The sequence below is a fragment of the Bradyrhizobium sp. USDA 4354 genome, from assembly GCF_054060315.1.
In genome coordinates, this window is the sequence record NZ_JBSSDC010000001.1 from 98,844 (window position 1) to 115,028 (window position 16,185).

Sequence of the window (16,185 nt, forward strand, 5' to 3'; positions counted from 1 at the left end):
TTCCGGAGAGATCATGCGCCCTTAAGCCAGCAATTCAAGCCGCGAGCGGCGGATGCTTGATCGCATGCTCATCGAATATCGCTACTGCCTCGAAGCGGTAGCCGCAGGCCTGGCACTTCCAGAGATAGGAAACGCGGCCTTCACCCGGCTCGATCCAGTCCGGGAACGGGATCGGTGTGCCACATTGTGCACAGGGGTTCTGCTTGGGAATGTCGTCGATGTCTGCTGGGGTCATGGACGTCCTCCCGAGTGCTGGTTTTGATCAGCGATTTTGGGCGAATGCGCGAAGGACAGACCCGCTGTCGCGTAAGGCGCTCCACCAGCTACAAACTTAACCCATGTTTAAGTCGTAAAAGCGACGGCCCGGCGAAAATCGCCGCTGGTGACATTTCGCCACATCATCGCCGTGTTCCCACGGCCTAACGCGCGAGGGTGCAAGTCCGTTCTGCCGAGGAATATTCAATGAAAATATTACGTATTGCCGTGCTCGTTGCGGCAGGGCTGATGATGACGCAGGCCGCTATAGCCGGCGAAGCCGAATACGCCGAGATGGTCGCGGCCCATGCCCGCGCCAACGGCGTGCCGGAGGCGCTGGTGCATCGCGTCATCATGCGCGAGAGCCGCTATCAGCCGCACCTGGTCGGCCGCGGCGGCACCATCGGGCTGATGCAGATCAAGCTCGCGACCGCCCGCGGCCTCGGCTACACCGGCGATGCCGCCGGCCTGCGCGATCCCAACACCAACCTCACTTATGCGGTGAAATACCTCGCCGGCGCCTACCGCGCCGCCAATGGCGACCACGCCCGAGCCGTGCGTTATTTCGCGGGCGGCTATTACTACGCTGCAAAGCGCCAGCGCCAGGAGGCCGTGCAGGTCGCCAATGCGGGCGACACCATGGGCGAGCCGTGGCTCGAGCCGAACGGCAATCCGCAGCCGATGTTCGGCACTGCGTCGCACCGGAAGCTCGCCCAGCGCGTGCGCAACGCGCGGGCGCAGGCGTTGAAGTAGTTTTCGTGTCCCGGGCAAGCTGCGGCGCAAAAGCGCCGCGGCGCTGAACCGGGACCCAGCGCTCCACGCAAAAATGGGCCCCGGCTCGGCGACGCATCACACCGCCAAGAGGCGGCGCGCTGCATCGCGTCCGGGGCACACCTGGGTTCCCGCCAACACGCGTTGACCACCCCGCCCCGCTGGCATACATTAGCGCCGTTCCGAGGGGTGCTCCGAGGAGGAGCTGAGATACCGCTAAATGGGCAATACCGCCCAGGACCGCGGTGACCCTTTGAACCTGATCCGGGTCATGCCGGCGAAGGGACAGGGATGTCACAAACGACCAAGCGACCGGATTCACCGGTATCCATCATCGGCGCAGGCATTGCCGGCGCCTGGCAGGCCCTGCTGTTCGCACAGGCCGGTCACGCCGTGACCTTGCACGAGCGCGGTGACGAGGCGATGACGGACGCCACCAGCCATTGGGCCGGCGGCATGCTCGCGCCCTATTGCGAGGCCGAGGTCGCAGAACCCATCATCAGCCGCCTGGGGCTGCGCTCGCTCGATATCTGGCGGCGCGAGCTGCCCGACACGCCTTTCAACGGCTCGCTCGTCGTTGCGCTCCCACGCGAGCGCAACGATTTCGAGCGCTTTGCGCGCATGACCGAGGATCACCGCCGGCTCGATGCCGCCGCCCTCGCCGAGCTCGAGCCGTCGCTGGAGGGCCGCTTTCGCGACGCGCTGTTCTTCCCGGCCGAGGGCCATGTCGAGCCGCGCCGCGTGCTGCCGAAGCTGCACGAGCGCATCCGCGCCGCCGGCGGCACCATCAGGTTTTGCAGCGACGTCACCGCAAACGATCTCGCAAACCTGGATCCTAAAGGCATCGTGATCGACTGCCGCGGCCTTGGCGCCCGCGACGAGCAGCCTGAGTTGCGCGGCGTCAAGGGCGAGATGATCCTGATCGAGAGCCACGAGGTGCAGCTGGCGCGCCCGGTGCGGCTGATCCATCCGCGTTGGCCGCTCTATGTGATCCCGCGCGAGAACGGCCTGTTCATGCTGGGCGCGACCTCGATCGAGGCGGAGGACACTGGCGTCAGCGTGCGCTCGGCGCTGGAGCTCTTGGGTGCAGCCTACACGGTGCATCCGGCCTTCGGCGAGGCGCGCATCGTCGAATTCGGCTCGGGGCTTCGTCCCGCCTATCCGGACAACCTGCCGCGTATCGGCATTCGCGGCGGCAAGATCAGCGTCAACGGGCTCTACCGCCACGGCTTCCTGATCGCGCCTGTTCTCGCCGAGCTGACGCTCGCTTATGTCCAGCGCGGCCAGATCGACAACGAGGTGATGCAGTGCTTGTGATCGTCAACGGCGAGCAGCGCGAGGTGAATTCGGCCAGCGTCGACGCGCTGCTCTCAGAGCTCGACTACGAAGGCACCCATTTCGCCATCGCGCTGAACTACGACGTCGTGCCGAAAAGCCGCTGGGCCGAAACCGCTCTGAAGGCCGGTGACGAGATCGAGATCATCACCCCGCGGCAGGGAGGGTGAGGATGAATGCTGCCACAAACTCCGCCGTCATACCTGCGCGAGCGCATAGCGCTCGTCGCTGGAGGTGCGAGCCGCCTTCGGCTCGCCTCGAAGGATGGCCGCAAGCGGCGCTGTCATCCTTCGAGGCGCGCAAGTGCGCGCACCTCAGGATGACGGTCCGTGCAAGTCGCCTGCAAGAAAGCTGAAAACATGGTGACCTTCTACGGCAAGACCTTCGCCTCCCGCCTCTTGATCGGCAGCGCGCTCTATCCCTCGCCCGCGATCATGCAGAGCGCGATCCGTGCTTCCGGCGCCAACATCGTCACGGTGTCGCTGCGGCGCGAATCCGCCGGCGGCAAGACTGGGGACGCGTTCTGGAATCTGATCCGCGAGCTCGACGTCACCGTGCTGCCGAACACCGCCGGCTGCCGCACCGTGCGCGAGGCTGTGACGACGGCAAAGCTCGCACGCGAATTGTTCGGAACCAGCTGGATCAAGCTGGAGGTCATCGCCGACAACGACACGCTGCAGCCCGATGTCGTCGGCCTGGTCGAAGCAGCAAGCCTCCTGATCAAGGACGGCTTCGAAGTGTTCCCCTATTGCACCGAAGATCTCTCGGTTGCGAACCGTCTCGTCGACGCCGGCTGCAAGGTGGTGATGCCGTGGGCCGCGCCGATCGGCAGCGCCAAGGGCATCACCAATCGCGACGCGCTGAAGCTGCTGCGCGAGCGGCTGCCCGACATCACGCTGGTGGTCGACGCCGGCTTAGGGGCGCCTTCTCACGCCGCGCAGGCGCTGGAGCTCGGCTATGACGCCGTGCTGCTCAACACCGCCATCGCCAAAGCCGCCGATCCCGTCGCGATGGCGAACGCCTTCCGCTTGGGCTGTGATGCCGGCCGCACCGCCTTTGAAGCCGGGCTGATGAACGCCCGCGATTTCGCCTCCCCCTCCACCCCTGTCGTTGGGACCCCGTTCTGGCATGCCGTATCCTGATCGCCACGCGTATCCTGATCGCTTCTATCCTGTCGTCGACAGCTTGGCTTGGGTCGAACGCCTGACCAAGCTCGGCGTCGGCACCATCCAGCTGCGCGCCAAGGAGCTGAACGACGCCGATGCGCTGCAGATCATCACCGACGCGCTGGCGATCACGAAGGACACGCCGGCCAAGCTGGTGGTGAACGATTATTGGCGCGCCGCGATCGTTGCGGGTGCAAAATATCTGCATCTCGGCCAGGAAGACCTCGCCGAGGCCGACCTCAAGGCGATCCGCGAGGCGGGCCTTCTCCTCGGCATCTCCACCCATGACGACGCCGAGCTTGCGACCGCGCTCGAAGCCAAGCCGGACTACGTCGCGCTCGGCCCGATCTTCTTCACCACGCTCAAATCGATGCGCTTCGAGCCGCAGGGCATTCCCAAGATTACCGAATGGAAGCAGCGCATCGGCACCATCCCGCTGGTCGCCATCGGCGGCATCAAGTTCGAGCACGCCGCGGAGATCTTTGCAGCGGGCGCCGACTCCATCGCTGTCGTCAGCGACGTCACTCAGAACGCCGACCCCGATGCCCGCGTGCGGCAATGGCTCGGCCTGTCGAAGGAGGCGGCGTGATGCATGTTCCGCTCTCACCACGCGTCATTGCGAGGAGCCCTTGCGACGAAGCAATCCAGACCGCTTCCGCGGACGCATTCCTGGATTGCTTCGCTGCGCTCGCAATGACGGAGACACCCTCTTCACCCCGTCACCCTGAGGTGGCCGCTTCTTCAGCGGCCCTCGAAGGGCGACGGCCCGGCTCTTTCATCCTTCGAGGCGCGCAAGTGCGCGCACCTCAGGATGACGAGATTGAGATGCACCCAGGAATTACGAACTAAACCGGAGGATCCCATGAACATCCGCTCCAACCCGCAACAGACCGTCCCCGCCGTCACCACCGGCCCGCTGCCCTCCTCGCGCAAGATCTTCGCCTCGCCCGACGCCGCGCCCGATCTGCGCGTGCCCTTGCGCGAGATCATCCTCTCCGAGGGCGCCGGCGAGCCGAACCTGCCGGTCTACGACACCTCGGGCCCCTACACCGACCCGAGCGTGACCATCGACGTCAACGCCGGCCTTGCCCGCAACCGCAAAGCCTGGGTGCTGGAGCGCGGCGGCGTCGAGGAATATGAGGGCCGGCAGATCAAGCCGGAGGACAATGGCAGCGTCTCCACCGACAAGGCCGCGCGCGCCTTCTCGGCCTATCACAAGCCGCTGCGCGGCCTCGACGGCCACAAGGTGACCCAGCTCGAATTCGCCCGCGCCGGCATCGTCACCAAGGAGATGATCTACGTCGCCGCCCGCGAAAATCTCGGCCGCAAGGCACAGCTCGAACGCGCCGAAGCAGCCCTCGCCGACGGCGAGAGCTTCGGCGCCTCGGTGCCCGCCTTCATCACGCCGGAATTCGTGCGCGATGAGATCGCGCGCGGCCGCGCCATCATCCCCTCCAACATCAACCATTCCGAGCTCGAGCCGATGATCATCGGCCGCAACTTCCTGACCAAGATCAACGCCAATATCGGCAACTCGGCGGTGACGTCCTCCGTCGAGGAAGAGGTCGAGAAGATGGTGTGGGCGATCCGCTGGGGCGCCGACACCGTGATGGACCTCTCGACGGGCCGCAACATCCACACCACCCGTGAGTGGATCCTGCGCAACTCCCCGGTGCCGATCGGCACCGTGCCGATCTACCAGGCGCTGGAGAAGTGCAACGGCGATCCGGTGGCGCTGACCTGGGAGCTCTACAAGGACACCCTGATCGAGCAATGTGAGCAGGGCGTCGACTATTTCACCATCCACGCCGGCGTGCGCCTGCAATACATCCACCTCACCGCCAACCGCGTCACCGGCATCGTGTCGCGCGGCGGCTCGATCATGGCGAAGTGGTGCCTGGCGCATCACAAGGAGAGCTTCCTCTATACGCATTTCGACGAGATCTGCGACCTCATGCGCAAGTATGACGTCTCGTTCTCGCTCGGCGACGGCCTGCGCCCGGGCTCGATCGCGGATGCCAACGACCGCGCGCAGTTCGCGGAGCTGGAGACGCTCGGCGAGCTCACTAAGATCGCGTGGGACAAGGGCTGCCAGGTCATGATCGAAGGCCCAGGCCACGTGCCGATGCACAAGATCAAGATCAACATGGACAAGCAGCTCAAGGAATGCGGCGAGGCGCCGTTCTACACGCTCGGGCCGCTGACCACCGACATCGCGCCGGGCTACGACCACATCACGTCGGGCATCGGTGCCGCCATGATCGGCTGGTTCGGCTGCGCCATGCTCTGCTACGTCACGCCGAAGGAGCATCTCGGCCTCCCTGATCGTAACGACGTCAAGACCGGCGTCATCACCTATAAGATCGCCGCCCACGCCGCCGACCTCGCCAAGGGCCACCCGGCGGCGCAACTGCGCGACGACGCCCTCTCCCGCGCGCGGTTCGACTTCCGCTGGAGCGACCAGTTCAACCTCGGCCTCGACCCGGACACCGCGAAAAACTTCCACGACGAGACCCTGCCGAAGGAAGCCCACAAGGTCGCCCATTTCTGCTCGATGTGCGGTCCAAAATTCTGCTCGATGAAGATCACCCAGGACGTGCGGGATTATGCGGCGACGCTGAACGATCCGAACTCGGTGGGGATGTCGATGCAGGGCACGGCCGAGGACGGCATGGCGAAGATGAGCGCGAAGTTCAAGGAGATGGGCTCAAGCGTTTATCTGGATGCGGAGAAGGTGAAGGAGAGTAATCGGGTGTTGTGAGGGGGCGCACGCGGGATCCATTCGTAGCGAAAGGCCGGGCGAGAGCCCGGCCTTTCCATGTGGATTTCTAATCTTTGAATTTGACAAAGTTCCCTCTTTGTTCTTATCTGCATCCTTTCTATTTATGGGCGAGCTTTTAAATGGATAAGCAAATCGAAGAACCGTTAGATACGGACAGCGCATCTCTGGAAAGCTCTTCGCCGCCACGCTCGAAGAAGAAGCTCGGGCGCAAGAAAGCGCGAAAGAAAACAGCACTAACCCAAAAAGAGCGACGGCGAGTTTCAAGAAATTTCCCAGCTTCTTCTTTCGAAGAAGCACTCGACTTTGCAAAAGCTATCTTTCGTGTCGGAAGCGGCAAGGCTCGCTTGGTGATCGTTGATCTCTCGCATCACAATCCGAATGTTTTCTATGAACTGGCGATCCGTCACATGATGCGCCTTCCAGTGGTGCAAATCATACGGACAGCCGACAAGATACCGTTCGACATTAATCAGATGCGGACCATAGTTATCGACGATACTGATATCTACTCGCTTGTTCCAAAGATCGAGTCATACCGGTCTGAGATTGCGACGCAAATACGCCGGGCGCTCGATGATCCAGACTCTGTCGACAATCCGATCACCACGCATTACCCGGCGCTAAAGGCGATCCGAGACAACGAGGCTCGAACTAAGGCGCGGAAGCGATGGCTAAATGAGAATCCAGGATTTAGTCTAATTACAAACCAGCAGTTCAATAGTGTGTCATTTCTCGAGCGCAGAGGAATTGTGAAGCCAGCGACTCGATCTATGTGACTAGCCGGCGACCCTATTGTGTGTTGATTCCGTGAGATCGGCTTTGCTTCCGACACAAGATTCGCTCAACGCTTCCCACCACCGCCTCCCCGACCAGCTCCGCGCGGGCCTACGCCTCGTCTTTGTCGGCACCGCCGCCTCGGCGCGCTCGGCCGAGCTCGGGCACTACTATGCCCATCCCGGCAACCGCTTCTGGCGCGCGATCCATGAGGCAGGGATCACGCCGCGGCGCTATCAGCCAAGCGAGTTCGCTTCGCTGATCGCGCTCGGGATCGGCTTCACCGATCTCTGCAAGACGGGCGCCGGGATGGATCACCAGATCGCGGCGGAGGCGATCGACGTGCCGGGATTCAAGGCCAAGATCGATAAGTACCGGCCGCGGACGATCGCGTTCACGAGCAAGAAGGCGGCGAGCTTGTTTTACGGCAGGCCGTCAGCTGCGATTGCGCTGGGGCGGCAGGCGCGGGATGGAAGCTGGCCGGACACATTCGTGCTGCCCTCGCCGTCGGGTGCCGCATCCGGACATTGGACGTTGGAGCCCTGGCGCGAGCTGGCGGCGTGGATTGGTCGTGCTTCATAGGGTGGGTAGCTGGGCGGCCAAAGCGAAGCGCAGGCCGTGCGGCGTAGCCCACCGCTTGTCGCCGCGGACGCTAAAGTGGTGGGTTACGCCTTGCGCCGTTCCGTGTTGAGCGACCGTCGTCGTCGTGGGCGGCTAACCCCACCCTACGAGATCCTCGTTCAACGAACGATATTGGTGATGGAGCGGGCGATGGCCTGGACGTCGATCTCGGCGGATGGCCCCCCTTCGACAGTGATGGATTTGAAGCTTTTCAGCTGATCCGGCACGTCCGCCTCCGATCGCAGGATCGGAATGATCGGCCTGTCCGATCTCTGCGCCAGCTGCAATTCATAGCCCGTGAAGCTGTTCGACAGCATCGCGGAATCGGCGTTTGGCAGCAGGAACACGGTGGCATCGCTCTGGGCGATCTTTTCCGAAGTCCAGTCCCGGAGATTGACGCCTGAAGGAATGTCGACGTCGATGGCGACGTCGACATGATTGCGCTTCAATTCCTTTGCGACCGCGCCTGCCAGCCGGGCGTCCGAGCTGGTATAAGAGAGGAACACCCGCGGCTGGCGTTCGCCGGGCTCGAGCGCAAGCGGTGCGACGTCGCCGGCCTGGATCGCAACCATCTCCTCCTTTGTCGGCGCCGACCGGCCGAGACGCAGCCAGTGACTCAGCGCGAGGTTCTGCCCGTTGTTCATGCGGACGTCCGCCTGAATCCGAAACTCGCCCCAGCCACTGCTGTTCAGGCGAAAGTTGCTCGCGCGATCCGTCACGCGCACCTCGGGCGGCGAGAACGTCGGATGAAGTTTCCAGACCACCTCCTCGACCGCGGCGATCTCCTCTCCTTCGAGCCAGACCGACCACCGCCAGTATGCGGGCTCGATTTGTTCGGAAAGCTGGGCAATCTTGACGTTTGTCATCACACGCTCGCCAGCTCGATGTGAACCCACTGCGGAGACTCGACCGAATTCCACTTTGGACTGGCGCCCTCGAGAAGCTGCACCTCAATGGCGTGATCCGGCTTGACGCCCGGCACGACGAGAAACACGCCACCCGGCTTGCGGGCCGCCCGCCCATCGAGCCAGGGACTCGGCGCCATCGCGTTCGGAGCGACGAGCCTGTACTGGCACCGCGCATTGCCGCTGGCTGCGAAGACGGCCGCCTCCTTGGGCACAAGCCTGATCTCGAGAGCCCGCCCCGCTTCCGCTCGCCAGTAACCGATCGTTTCGGAGAGACGAAGAAGTGCTTCTGAGGGCGCAGCTCGATCGAGCTTGATATGCTCATTCTGCGCATACGGCCCGTTCAATCGGACACCGTCCTCGATGAGTGCTATGGCCAACTGATTCCTGGCCCGTGCAGATACATATTCGCCGGACACCCATTGGGTCGGCAGCCAATAGCTTTGCCCCTCCGCCTGCACCTGCATCTCTCGCGTCATCAGCGCGACCAGGGCGTCGCAATCTCGGATGCGGGCCTGGACTTCCGGCGTCAGATCTTGCCCGCCAAGAATTTCTCCACTGACAGACACGAGACCGTGGCTACGGATGATCCGGTCAACATCCCTGACCAGTTGCTCGTTGCGATCTCGAAACGAGAAGGCGACAAAAATCTTGTTCACGTCAAATCCCTGCAATGACTGACGGGAGAGACAAAAATATTCCACTACTTAAACGCGATCACAATGTTCGGATTCCAATCCACCGTCAAGGCCGTTATCTCGCGAACCGGGCGGCGAAGCAGCAGGCGCGAGCGTTAGTCAATGTCAGACATTGTTTGGATCGATAGAGCTCGATTGTCGGAATCCGCACCGCCCGTTCGTCCTCTGGACCAGAGCGCGACCCACATGGAGCCTCCACATGCCTCCGACCATCACGGCCTTCGAAAGCTCGCCCGACCGCGGCCGCGGGCAGGCCCGCGACATGCGCGTTCGCTGGGCGCTGGAAGAAGTCGGTCAGCCCTACGACGTCCGCCTCGTCTCATTCGCGGCGATGAAGCAGCCGGCGCATCTTGCGCTGCATCCGTTCGGGCAGATTCCGACCTATGAGGACGGCGATCTCGTCCTGTTCGAGTCCGGCGCGATCGTGCTTCACATCGCCGAGCGTCATGCCGGGTTGCTGCCCACCGAGCCGAACGCAAGAAGCCGCGCCATCGCGTGGATGTTCGCCGCATTGAGCACGGTGGAGCCGCCGATCGTCGAGCTCACCATGGCCATGCTCTTCGAACGCGACCAGAGCTGGTACGCGGAGCGGCTGCCCATGCTGCAGGAGCGCGTCCGTGTCAGGCTCGGCGAATTGTCCCGCCGCCTCGGCAATGACGACTGGCTGGACGGCGCCTTCAGCGCCGCCGATCTCCTGATGGTGACGGTGCTGCGCCGGCTGAACACATCCAGCCTGCTGGACGAATACCCTGTTATCGCCGCCTATGTCGCGCGCGGCGAAGCGCGGCCGGCGTTCAAGCGGGCGTTCGACGCGCAGCTCGCCGTCTTTGCGGCAGCGGCGCGTTCGCAGCCCGGATGAGCGCAAGCGAGATCCGGGGCCGCTATTCCCGCTTGTCGCTGTCGCTCATGCGGGCTACGCGGCTGCCATTGCGTCCATCTCCGCGCCCCTGCATGCTGGCCTCCACCACCACGGAGGAGCCCGCCGATGCTGACCCTCTATTCCTATCCGCAACTCTTCGGCGTCGCCGACAACAACGGCTACGGCCTCAAGGTCTACGCCTTCCTCAAGCTGTCGGGCGTGCCGTTCGTGCATGAGCACGTCTTCGATGCTTCCGCTGCACCGCGCGGGCAGCTGCCTTACATCGTCGACGACGGCGAGACCATCGGCGACAGCGAGACCATCATCGCGCATGCGATCGCGAAATATCGCCTGACGATCGATGCCGGTCTGTCGCCAGAGCAGCGCCGCACCAACCATTTCGTGACGCGCATGCTGGACGATCTCTACTGGGTGATGTCCTATTCGCGCTGGAAGGACGAGCGCTTCTATCCGGCGTTCCGCGACGCCTTCATCGCGCAGCATCCGCAAGTGAGCGCCGAAGGGTTCGAGAAGGCCAAGGCCTACAACGCGCAGCGCTATCACTTCCAGGGCATCGGCCGCTACACGCCCGAGCAGGCCTATGCGCGGGGGCTCGCCGACTTGCAGGTGCTGGCGGACATCGTGCCAGCGCAAGGCTTCGTGCACGGCGCGGCGCCGACGAGCGTCGATGCCGGCATCTACGGCTTCATCGCCAACATTTATTACTTTCCGATCCCGACGCCGTTGAAAGCCTTCGTCGAAGCGCACGCAAACCTCGTCGCGCATTGCGAGCGGATTCATGCTGCGGTCGAAAAATCGTAGGGTGGGTTAGCTTCGGGCTGCGCGGAGCGCTGTCCGAAGCGTAACCCACCGCTTCTGCCGCCGCGGATGCAGAAAGTGGTGGGTTAGGTCTTGCTTCGTTCCGTTGGTGCTGGACCGCGCTACGAACCGCGCTCATGAAAACGGTCGCAACACGGGCTGATGGATCTTCAGCCGCGGGTCGCAGCCGGTTTCCCAGGGAAATCGTCCCTCCTGATCCGGCCAGACGATCTGAAGACAGGGAAACGGCCGCGGCAGTTTCGCGTAGAACCAGATCGCCGTCCCAAGATAGGCCTGGTATGCGCTGAGCGGCACCTCGACGAAGCAGACCTTGCGCTCGAGCGGCAGGTCATCGCAGACATCGCCGTCGGCGTATGACCGTCCCGCGGCTGCGCGGTCGCGGATCGCATTGATGACCTTGGCGGCGTCATTTCCAGCGAGACCGAACATGACGAGCTCGGCATGGGCGTAATTGAGATAGAGCCCGATCGAGAACACATACCCCGGCCCCTTCGCGTCACCGGCAATGCCCATGAGATGGCAGCCGTGCTCGCGAACGTTCCGGAACAGCCGTTCGTCGGCTGCGTCATCGGGCGTCGGCCACTCGAAGCTATCGAGCACTCGCAATCCTCCAAGGTGTGGAACACGAAGCGTACCTCACTCTGCTGCCGACATGCCACCGTTGCGATGCCGCGGAGAAGAGTTACGGCAACGAGACCTTCGCCGATTTGGAATGGGCCGGCCTTCGTCGCGTCGAACGCTCGCGTGCACTTGACGAATCGCGGCGCGAGCGATGGGCTCCGCTCTCCCATCTAGTGAGGCCTATGACGTTGAGAGGACCGATGCGACGATCAGCCACCATCACGGCCGCGCTTGCCCTGCTCGTGATGGACGTCACCGCCAGTGCGGCCGAGAGCCGTCCGCCGAGCACGGTGCGCCAGGCGGCATCGCCTACGTCGTCCCTGCCAAGGGACTATCGAGTACGGATTGCGGATTACATCCGCGACCGCAATCGCCATGTAGTTCGAGACGCCAAGATCACCGCGCCGTATGAGCGGTGGGGCGGTCTGTTCAAGGGCGGCACGTTCACGGCCCTTTGCGTGGCGATCTTCCGCGACAATCCCTTTGGCATCGTCGTTCGCGACAATTACGTCTTTGATTTCGACGGCGACCGGGTGCGGCCGGTGGCTATGGGAATGGAGCGCTGCGAGCCGCTCACGCCGTTTCCGGAGTTGATGCGGGCGCTGGCGGCCCCGCCCGCAGCACGGTAGCTCGCAAGATCGATCAGCCGCGCGGCGGCGCGCGATGGTGGGCACCGCGCTTGCGCGCTTTGCCCACCCTACGGCACCTTCTTCTACCGCATCGTGATCGCAAGTCCGCTCAGATCCGCATTCGCCATCAGGCCGACCTGCGTGCCGGTCAGCTCCAGCACCGCGCCCTTCTGGTTGGTGAGCACGATGGCTCGGGCGCCGGCACCGACCGCGAGGCCCGCGCCGGCGGCGCCGTAGACGCCGGCGACGTCGGAGGGGCGGTTGATGTTGGAGACACGGCCGCGCAGCACGGTCTTGGAGCCGCCGAACACGAGGCCGTAGTCGAGACCGCCGGTGGAGAGGCCATAGGTGCGGCCACGGAAGTTGAGCACGCCGCTTCCGCCCGAGCCGCCGATGATCCAGCCCGCCTTGTAGATCGTCAGCGTCACGAAGCCGCTGTCGGCCTGCGCCGCGGTCGAGAGGCCGGCCAGCGCGGCGATGGCGACCAGCACGGCGCGAAAGGTGGATGCGATCTTCATGGGTGTCTCCGGGGGCTATTTTTCAAGGGTGGAATCGAATCAGACTCAGCGAATCTATCCGATCGATCGCGGCGGCAACATGATGGGGCGGCGGCTGCGCGCTCGGAAAGTCCTCATTCTCCGTCATTGCGAGCGCAGCGAAGCAATCCAGAATCTCTCCGCGGAGACAGTCTGGATTGCTTCGTCGCAAGAGCCCCTCGCAATGACGGGGTAGATGGCCCGTCTTCTCACCACCCGCGGGCCGCACGCGGGGAGAGGCGAAGCACTGCGCACCGACCGCCGCCATCATGCCCATTCTGCCCCTGTTTTGCCCGACGGAGCAAGCGGATATTTCTCTCTTCCCGAATTCTAAAAAGCCTAACGATCTCCGCACGATCGCTACTGTGCATGGGGTTGTTTTCGCACTTTTTGTTTTGCGTGCGCCGCGCCTGCCGCTACGCTCCTGCGTCAGCCACCATCCACGAGGTGATCCCATGCCGATCCAGCATTTCGCGCCCCCGCCGCACGTCAAGGCGCCGCCGCTGTCCTTTGCGACGCGCGTCGGCGACCTCCTGTTCATCTCCGGCATTCCCGGCTTCGATGCCAACGGCGCGCTGCCCGACGGTTTCGAGGCGCAGTTCGCCAACGTCGTCGTCAACATCCAGCGTGTGCTGGGCGAGGCCGGCGCCGGCATGCACGATCTCGTCAAGGTCAACGTGCTCCTGACCCGCGCCTCTGATGTCGCCGCCATGAACGCGCTCTATGCCGGCGCCTTCGGCCCGCCGCCCTATCCGGCACGGACGACTTGCGTGGTGCACGCGCTGCCGGATCCGAAGATGCTGATCGAGATCGAGGCGGTCGCCTCGCCTGCGAAGTGAGCACGTGTGGCTTGCCGGGCACGCGGCCAAACCAAATGCTTGGGGAGCAGCTGACATGTCCGTGAATGGCAGCTCCCCGGCTTGCAAAGGACCTGCTTTTACCGCACGAATTTTCACATCCTACTTCCCCGATAAGGAGAGATACTTCATGCGTCGCGTTCTCGCGCTCTGTGCCGTTGCCGGCTTCGCTAGTTCCGCCTTTGCCGTGCCCGCCTCGGCGGCGGTCGGCTATTACGTGATCCGCTGGGACAACACCGGCATCTGCCAGGTCTGGAACGAGGACCTCAAGTACAAGCCGTTCCAAATTGGGGTGTCGACCTACAAGGTCGTCAGCAAGCCGCTCGCGACCTTCCAGCAGGCGTCCGACCTCCAGATCAAGATGCGCGCGGATCGCCGCTGCACGCTCTGAGCTCTCGGCGAGAGATCGCGTTTGAGGGCGGGTCGCGCGAGCGATCCGCCTTCGTCTTTTTGTGCAGGACCGCTCGTTCTCCGGCCGCAATCAGTCAATTCTCACGGGCTCTGTTTGAACCTGATCGGCGCAAGCAGCTACTCACATCTTGTTCGGGGCGCATCCCCCAAAACGTCCCGCACCACCCCTCCCCTCATTGTCGGGAGGCGCATCACATCTTTCATTTGAGGAGCTGATCATGCGTCGTATTTCCGTGCTGTGCGCTGCCGCCGGTCTTGCCGTCACTGCCTTCGTCGCAGCGAGCCCTGCCGAAGCCAGCTATCATCTGATCCGCTGGCAGGACACCGGCTTCTGCCAGATCTGGGACGAGAGCATCCCGACGACGCCGTGGCCGGCCGGCTATCACCGCGCCAGCGCGACCGTGCCGACCTTCCTCGACGCGCTCGCGGTGAAGGATGCCGCGCTCAAGAACGGCCATTGCACCTGGTAACAATTCGATCGGCGGACGAAGAGCCGGGCAGGACGCCAGCGTCCTGCCCGGTTTGTTTTTGTGTTGCGCGAGCAGAAGCTGACGCGCCCTCACGCGTCCTTGTGCGCGCCGGGATGGATCAGGATGTCGCGTGCGGCGGCGAGGTCGATGAAGGCTTCCGCGCTGCCGCCCTGGTCGGGATGCATGCCCTTGGCGGCACGGCGATAGGCCTGGTTGATGTCCTCGCAGGTGAGCTGCACGGCGAGCGGCAGGCCGAGTATCTTGCGGGCACGGTCCTCGCTGGACAGCTGTTTCGGCATGGCGTTGCGACGGCCGAAGCGCGGGGCAGTCAGATCGTGGACGACCTCGAGCACCACGCCGAGGCGGCGCTGGGCCGCCAGCGTCACACCGCGGTCGTCATTGTCCACGGCCTGACGCAGCACCGGAAGCGCCTGCTCGGCGGCCTGGCGCAGCGTGACGTCGCTGCTCATCCGCACGATCTCCGCCACCAGCCGGCCAGCCTCGGCCCAATCGGGCGAGTGCACCGACCGCAGGCGTTCCAGGGCGAGTTTCCAGGAGTCGAGCCGTTCCATCATGCGCGTAACGTTTAGCAATGAAGATCAGTATGCCAAGGCCGCCGTTTCCGACCCCTTAATTTCGAGTTAGCTTTTCGTGAAACTTCGAAACGAAAATGGGAGGAATATGTCATGGCGTTGCTCGCGAACCACATTGCCGTCGTCACCGGCGCCGGTTCCGGAATCGGCCGGGCGATCGCCGCCGGTTATGCGCGCGAGGGCGCACAGGTCGTGCTGCTCGACGTCAACGCCGAGACCGTTGCGGAGGCCGCGCAGGAGATCCGGCAAGCCGGCGGCAAGGCCGAGAGCTTTCCGCTCGACGTTATCAGGCGCGAGGATTGCTTTGCGCTGGCCAAGCAGGTGGCCGAGAAGATCGGACAGGTCTCGATCCTCGTCAACAATGCCGGCATCACCCGCCGCAACGCCTTCACCGCAGAGACCGAAACGGTCGCGAAGGACTGGAACGACATCATCTCGCTCAACCTCAACGGCGTCTTCAACATGACGCAGGCGTTCCTTGGCCCTCTGCGCGCGAGCAAAGGCCGCATCGTCAATATCGGCTCGATCCAATCCTTCGTGCATCTGCGCACGCCGAGCTCGGCAGCCTACACCACCTCGAAACACGGCGTGCTCGGCTTCACCAAGGCGCTCGCGGTCGAGCTCGGCAAGGAAGGCGTGCGCGTCAACGCAATCGGCCCCGGCTTCATCGAAACCAACATCAACGCCAATGTGCGCGCGACCAATCCGGCGCTGGTGCAGGCTTTCGTCGACCACACTCCGCTGGCCCGCACCGGCAAGCCCGAGGATATCGTGGGACCCGCGATCTTCCTCGCCTCCGACATGTCGGCCTTTGTCACCGGAACGATCGTGATGGTGGACGGCGGGTATCGGACGGTGTGAGGGCGCTACCGTCACCACTCGCTCACTGTCATCGTCCGCGAAGGCGGACGATCCAGTACGCCGCGACTCCTCGTGGGACATCGGGCTTCTCGGAGTACTGGATGCCCCGCCCCCGTGCGCAATTGCGCACTAGGCGGGGGCATGACAATGAATTAGCCGAGCGAGATCGGACCGTCTCGATACGCATCTCCCAGCAATCGC

General features: G+C 63.7%; 21 protein-coding genes and 1 riboswitch. Of the genes, 15 read left to right on the top strand and 6 right to left on the bottom strand.

The window, feature by feature from the left end:
* Positions 1-34: 34 nt before the first annotated feature.
* On the bottom strand, positions 35-235 hold the full coding sequence (locus tag ACVIIV_RS00470) for a hypothetical protein (RefSeq protein WP_456742410.1): 201 nt from the start codon (positions 233-235) through the stop codon (positions 35-37).
* A 227-nt stretch (positions 236-462) separates the two neighbouring features.
* Here ACVIIV_RS00470 and ACVIIV_RS00475 point away from each other — a divergent pair, with 227 nt between their 5' ends.
* From ACVIIV_RS00475 to ACVIIV_RS00510, 8 genes are all read left to right on the top strand, one after another.
* Positions 463-1,008 (top strand): transglycosylase SLT domain-containing protein, encoded by a 546-nt coding sequence (locus tag ACVIIV_RS00475; RefSeq protein WP_456742411.1) that lies wholly within the window; start codon positions 463-465, stop codon positions 1,006-1,008.
* Positions 1,009-1,201: 193 nt separating this feature from the next.
* Positions 1,202-1,329, top strand: a riboswitch (TPP riboswitch).
* Positions 1,318-2,343 (top strand): FAD-dependent oxidoreductase, encoded by a 1,026-nt coding sequence (locus ACVIIV_RS00480; RefSeq protein WP_456742412.1) that lies wholly within the window; start codon positions 1,318-1,320, stop codon positions 2,341-2,343. It overlaps the preceding riboswitch by 12 nt.
* Positions 2,334-2,531: a sulfur carrier protein ThiS gene (gene thiS / locus ACVIIV_RS00485; protein ID WP_014492903.1), complete on the top strand. Its 198-nt coding sequence runs from the start codon at positions 2,334-2,336 to the stop codon at positions 2,529-2,531. Before ACVIIV_RS00480 ends, thiS begins: the two co-directional genes overlap by 10 nt.
* A 189-nt stretch (positions 2,532-2,720) precedes the next feature.
* Positions 2,721-3,503 carry a thiazole synthase gene (locus tag ACVIIV_RS00490; RefSeq protein ID WP_456748640.1) on the top strand — a complete coding sequence of 261 codons (783 nt, stop codon included), beginning with the start codon at positions 2,721-2,723 and terminating at the stop codon, positions 3,501-3,503.
* On the top strand, positions 3,490-4,116 hold the full coding sequence (locus ACVIIV_RS00495; RefSeq protein WP_456742413.1) for a thiamine phosphate synthase: 627 nt from the start codon (positions 3,490-3,492) through the stop codon (positions 4,114-4,116). The genes ACVIIV_RS00490 and ACVIIV_RS00495 overlap by 14 nt, the downstream gene beginning before the upstream one ends.
* A 273-nt stretch (positions 4,117-4,389) precedes the next feature.
* Entirely contained in the window at positions 4,390-6,288 is a 1,899-nt protein-coding gene (gene thiC, locus ACVIIV_RS00500) for a phosphomethylpyrimidine synthase ThiC (RefSeq protein WP_456742414.1), read from the top strand.
* 140 nt (positions 6,289-6,428) lie between these two features.
* Positions 6,429-7,085, top strand: coding sequence for a hypothetical protein (locus ACVIIV_RS00505; protein ID WP_456742415.1), 657 nt, complete (start codon positions 6,429-6,431; stop codon positions 7,083-7,085).
* 43 nt (positions 7,086-7,128) lie between these two features.
* A complete protein-coding gene (locus tag ACVIIV_RS00510; RefSeq protein ID WP_456742416.1) occupies positions 7,129-7,665 on the top strand; it encodes a mismatch-specific DNA-glycosylase in 537 nt (178 codons plus the stop codon).
* A gap of 158 nt (positions 7,666-7,823) precedes the next feature.
* On the opposite strand, the gene ACVIIV_RS00515 is transcribed toward ACVIIV_RS00510, so the two are convergent.
* Together ACVIIV_RS00515 and ACVIIV_RS00520 are read right to left on the bottom strand one after the other, a co-directional pair.
* Positions 7,824-8,570, bottom strand: a complete 747-nt coding sequence (locus ACVIIV_RS00515) for a pYEATS domain-containing protein (RefSeq protein WP_456742417.1) — start codon at positions 8,568-8,570, stop codon at positions 7,824-7,826.
* Positions 8,570-9,268, bottom strand: coding sequence for a hypothetical protein (locus ACVIIV_RS00520; RefSeq protein ID WP_456742418.1), 699 nt, complete (start codon positions 9,266-9,268; stop codon positions 8,570-8,572). Before ACVIIV_RS00520 ends, ACVIIV_RS00515 begins: the two co-directional genes overlap by 1 nt.
* 238 nt (positions 9,269-9,506) lie before the next feature.
* Here ACVIIV_RS00520 and ACVIIV_RS00525 point away from each other — a divergent pair, with 238 nt between their 5' ends.
* Both ACVIIV_RS00525 and ACVIIV_RS00530 read left to right on the top strand, forming a co-directional pair.
* Complete coding sequence (locus ACVIIV_RS00525) at positions 9,507-10,166, top strand: glutathione S-transferase family protein (RefSeq protein WP_456742419.1); 660 nt, start codon at positions 9,507-9,509, stop codon at positions 10,164-10,166.
* 126 nt (positions 10,167-10,292) lie between these two features.
* Positions 10,293-10,988 (top strand): glutathione S-transferase family protein, encoded by a 696-nt coding sequence (locus ACVIIV_RS00530; protein WP_456742420.1) that lies wholly within the window; start codon positions 10,293-10,295, stop codon positions 10,986-10,988.
* A 132-nt stretch (positions 10,989-11,120) separates the two neighbouring features.
* Here ACVIIV_RS00530 and ACVIIV_RS00535 read toward each other — a convergent pair whose 3' ends face one another.
* A complete protein-coding gene (locus ACVIIV_RS00535) occupies positions 11,121-11,606 on the bottom strand; it encodes a DUF4262 domain-containing protein (protein WP_456742421.1) in 486 nt (161 codons plus the stop codon).
* Between the two features lie 221 nt (positions 11,607-11,827).
* Between ACVIIV_RS00535 and ACVIIV_RS00540 the strand changes: the two genes are divergently transcribed.
* Positions 11,828-12,256 carry a hypothetical protein gene (locus ACVIIV_RS00540; protein WP_456742422.1) on the top strand — a complete coding sequence of 143 codons (429 nt, stop codon included), beginning with the start codon at positions 11,828-11,830 and terminating at the stop codon, positions 12,254-12,256.
* Positions 12,257-12,339: 83 nt separating this feature from the next.
* Here the strand turns inward: ACVIIV_RS00540 and ACVIIV_RS00545 are convergent, their stop codons facing one another.
* Positions 12,340-12,774, bottom strand: a complete 435-nt coding sequence (locus ACVIIV_RS00545; RefSeq protein WP_456742423.1) for a hypothetical protein — start codon at positions 12,772-12,774, stop codon at positions 12,340-12,342.
* A gap of 473 nt (positions 12,775-13,247) precedes the next feature.
* Between ACVIIV_RS00545 and ACVIIV_RS00550 the strand changes: the two genes are divergently transcribed.
* The 3 genes from ACVIIV_RS00550 to ACVIIV_RS00560 all read left to right on the top strand — a co-directional run bounded on the left by ACVIIV_RS00550 (position 13,248) and on the right by ACVIIV_RS00560 (position 14,530).
* Positions 13,248-13,631 carry a RidA family protein gene (locus ACVIIV_RS00550; RefSeq protein WP_456742424.1) on the top strand — a complete coding sequence of 128 codons (384 nt, stop codon included), beginning with the start codon at positions 13,248-13,250 and terminating at the stop codon, positions 13,629-13,631.
* A 148-nt stretch (positions 13,632-13,779) separates the two neighbouring features.
* A complete protein-coding gene (locus ACVIIV_RS00555) occupies positions 13,780-14,040 on the top strand; it encodes a hypothetical protein (RefSeq protein ID WP_456742425.1) in 261 nt (86 codons plus the stop codon).
* 238 nt (positions 14,041-14,278) lie between these two features.
* Positions 14,279-14,530 (top strand): hypothetical protein, encoded by a 252-nt coding sequence (locus ACVIIV_RS00560; protein ID WP_456742426.1) that lies wholly within the window; start codon positions 14,279-14,281, stop codon positions 14,528-14,530.
* 89 nt (positions 14,531-14,619) lie between these two features.
* On the opposite strand, the gene ACVIIV_RS00565 is transcribed toward ACVIIV_RS00560, so the two are convergent.
* A complete protein-coding gene (locus tag ACVIIV_RS00565; protein WP_456742427.1) occupies positions 14,620-15,105 on the bottom strand; it encodes a J domain-containing protein in 486 nt (161 codons plus the stop codon).
* 111 nt (positions 15,106-15,216) lie between these two features.
* Here ACVIIV_RS00565 and ACVIIV_RS00570 point away from each other — a divergent pair, with 111 nt between their 5' ends.
* On the top strand, positions 15,217-15,984 hold the full coding sequence (locus tag ACVIIV_RS00570; RefSeq protein ID WP_456742428.1) for an SDR family NAD(P)-dependent oxidoreductase: 768 nt from the start codon (positions 15,217-15,219) through the stop codon (positions 15,982-15,984).
* Positions 15,985-16,185 lie beyond the last annotated feature (201 nt).

Bases quoted from the DNA above. Each gene is read 5' to 3' on its own strand.
- ACVIIV_RS00470 (WP_456742410.1), bottom strand. From the start codon at position 235: ATGACCCCAGCAGACATCGACGACATTCCCAAGCAGAACCCCTGTGCA.
- ACVIIV_RS00475 (WP_456742411.1), top strand. From the start codon at position 463: ATGAAAATATTACGTATTGCCGTGCTCGTTGCGGCAGGGCTGATGATG.
- ACVIIV_RS00480 (WP_456742412.1), top strand. From the start codon at position 1,318: ATGTCACAAACGACCAAGCGACCGGATTCACCGGTATCCATCATCGGC.
- ACVIIV_RS00490 (WP_456748640.1), top strand. From the start codon at position 2,721: ATGGTGACCTTCTACGGCAAGACCTTCGCCTCCCGCCTCTTGATCGGC.
- ACVIIV_RS00495 (WP_456742413.1), top strand. From the start codon at position 3,490: ATGCCGTATCCTGATCGCCACGCGTATCCTGATCGCTTCTATCCTGTC.
- thiC (WP_456742414.1), top strand. From the start codon at position 4,390: ATGAACATCCGCTCCAACCCGCAACAGACCGTCCCCGCCGTCACCACC.
- ACVIIV_RS00505 (WP_456742415.1), top strand. From the start codon at position 6,429: ATGGATAAGCAAATCGAAGAACCGTTAGATACGGACAGCGCATCTCTG.
- ACVIIV_RS00515 (WP_456742417.1), bottom strand. From the start codon at position 8,570: ATGACAAACGTCAAGATTGCCCAGCTTTCCGAACAAATCGAGCCCGCA.
- ACVIIV_RS00525 (WP_456742419.1), top strand. From the start codon at position 9,507: ATGCCTCCGACCATCACGGCCTTCGAAAGCTCGCCCGACCGCGGCCGC.
- ACVIIV_RS00530 (WP_456742420.1), top strand. From the start codon at position 10,293: ATGCTGACCCTCTATTCCTATCCGCAACTCTTCGGCGTCGCCGACAAC.
- ACVIIV_RS00540 (WP_456742422.1), top strand. From the start codon at position 11,828: ATGCGACGATCAGCCACCATCACGGCCGCGCTTGCCCTGCTCGTGATG.
- ACVIIV_RS00545 (WP_456742423.1), bottom strand. From the start codon at position 12,774: ATGAAGATCGCATCCACCTTTCGCGCCGTGCTGGTCGCCATCGCCGCG.
- ACVIIV_RS00550 (WP_456742424.1), top strand. From the start codon at position 13,248: ATGCCGATCCAGCATTTCGCGCCCCCGCCGCACGTCAAGGCGCCGCCG.
- ACVIIV_RS00555 (WP_456742425.1), top strand. From the start codon at position 13,780: ATGCGTCGCGTTCTCGCGCTCTGTGCCGTTGCCGGCTTCGCTAGTTCC.
- ACVIIV_RS00560 (WP_456742426.1), top strand. From the start codon at position 14,279: ATGCGTCGTATTTCCGTGCTGTGCGCTGCCGCCGGTCTTGCCGTCACT.
- ACVIIV_RS00565 (WP_456742427.1), bottom strand. From the start codon at position 15,105: ATGATGGAACGGCTCGACTCCTGGAAACTCGCCCTGGAACGCCTGCGG.
- ACVIIV_RS00570 (WP_456742428.1), top strand. From the start codon at position 15,217: ATGGCGTTGCTCGCGAACCACATTGCCGTCGTCACCGGCGCCGGTTCC.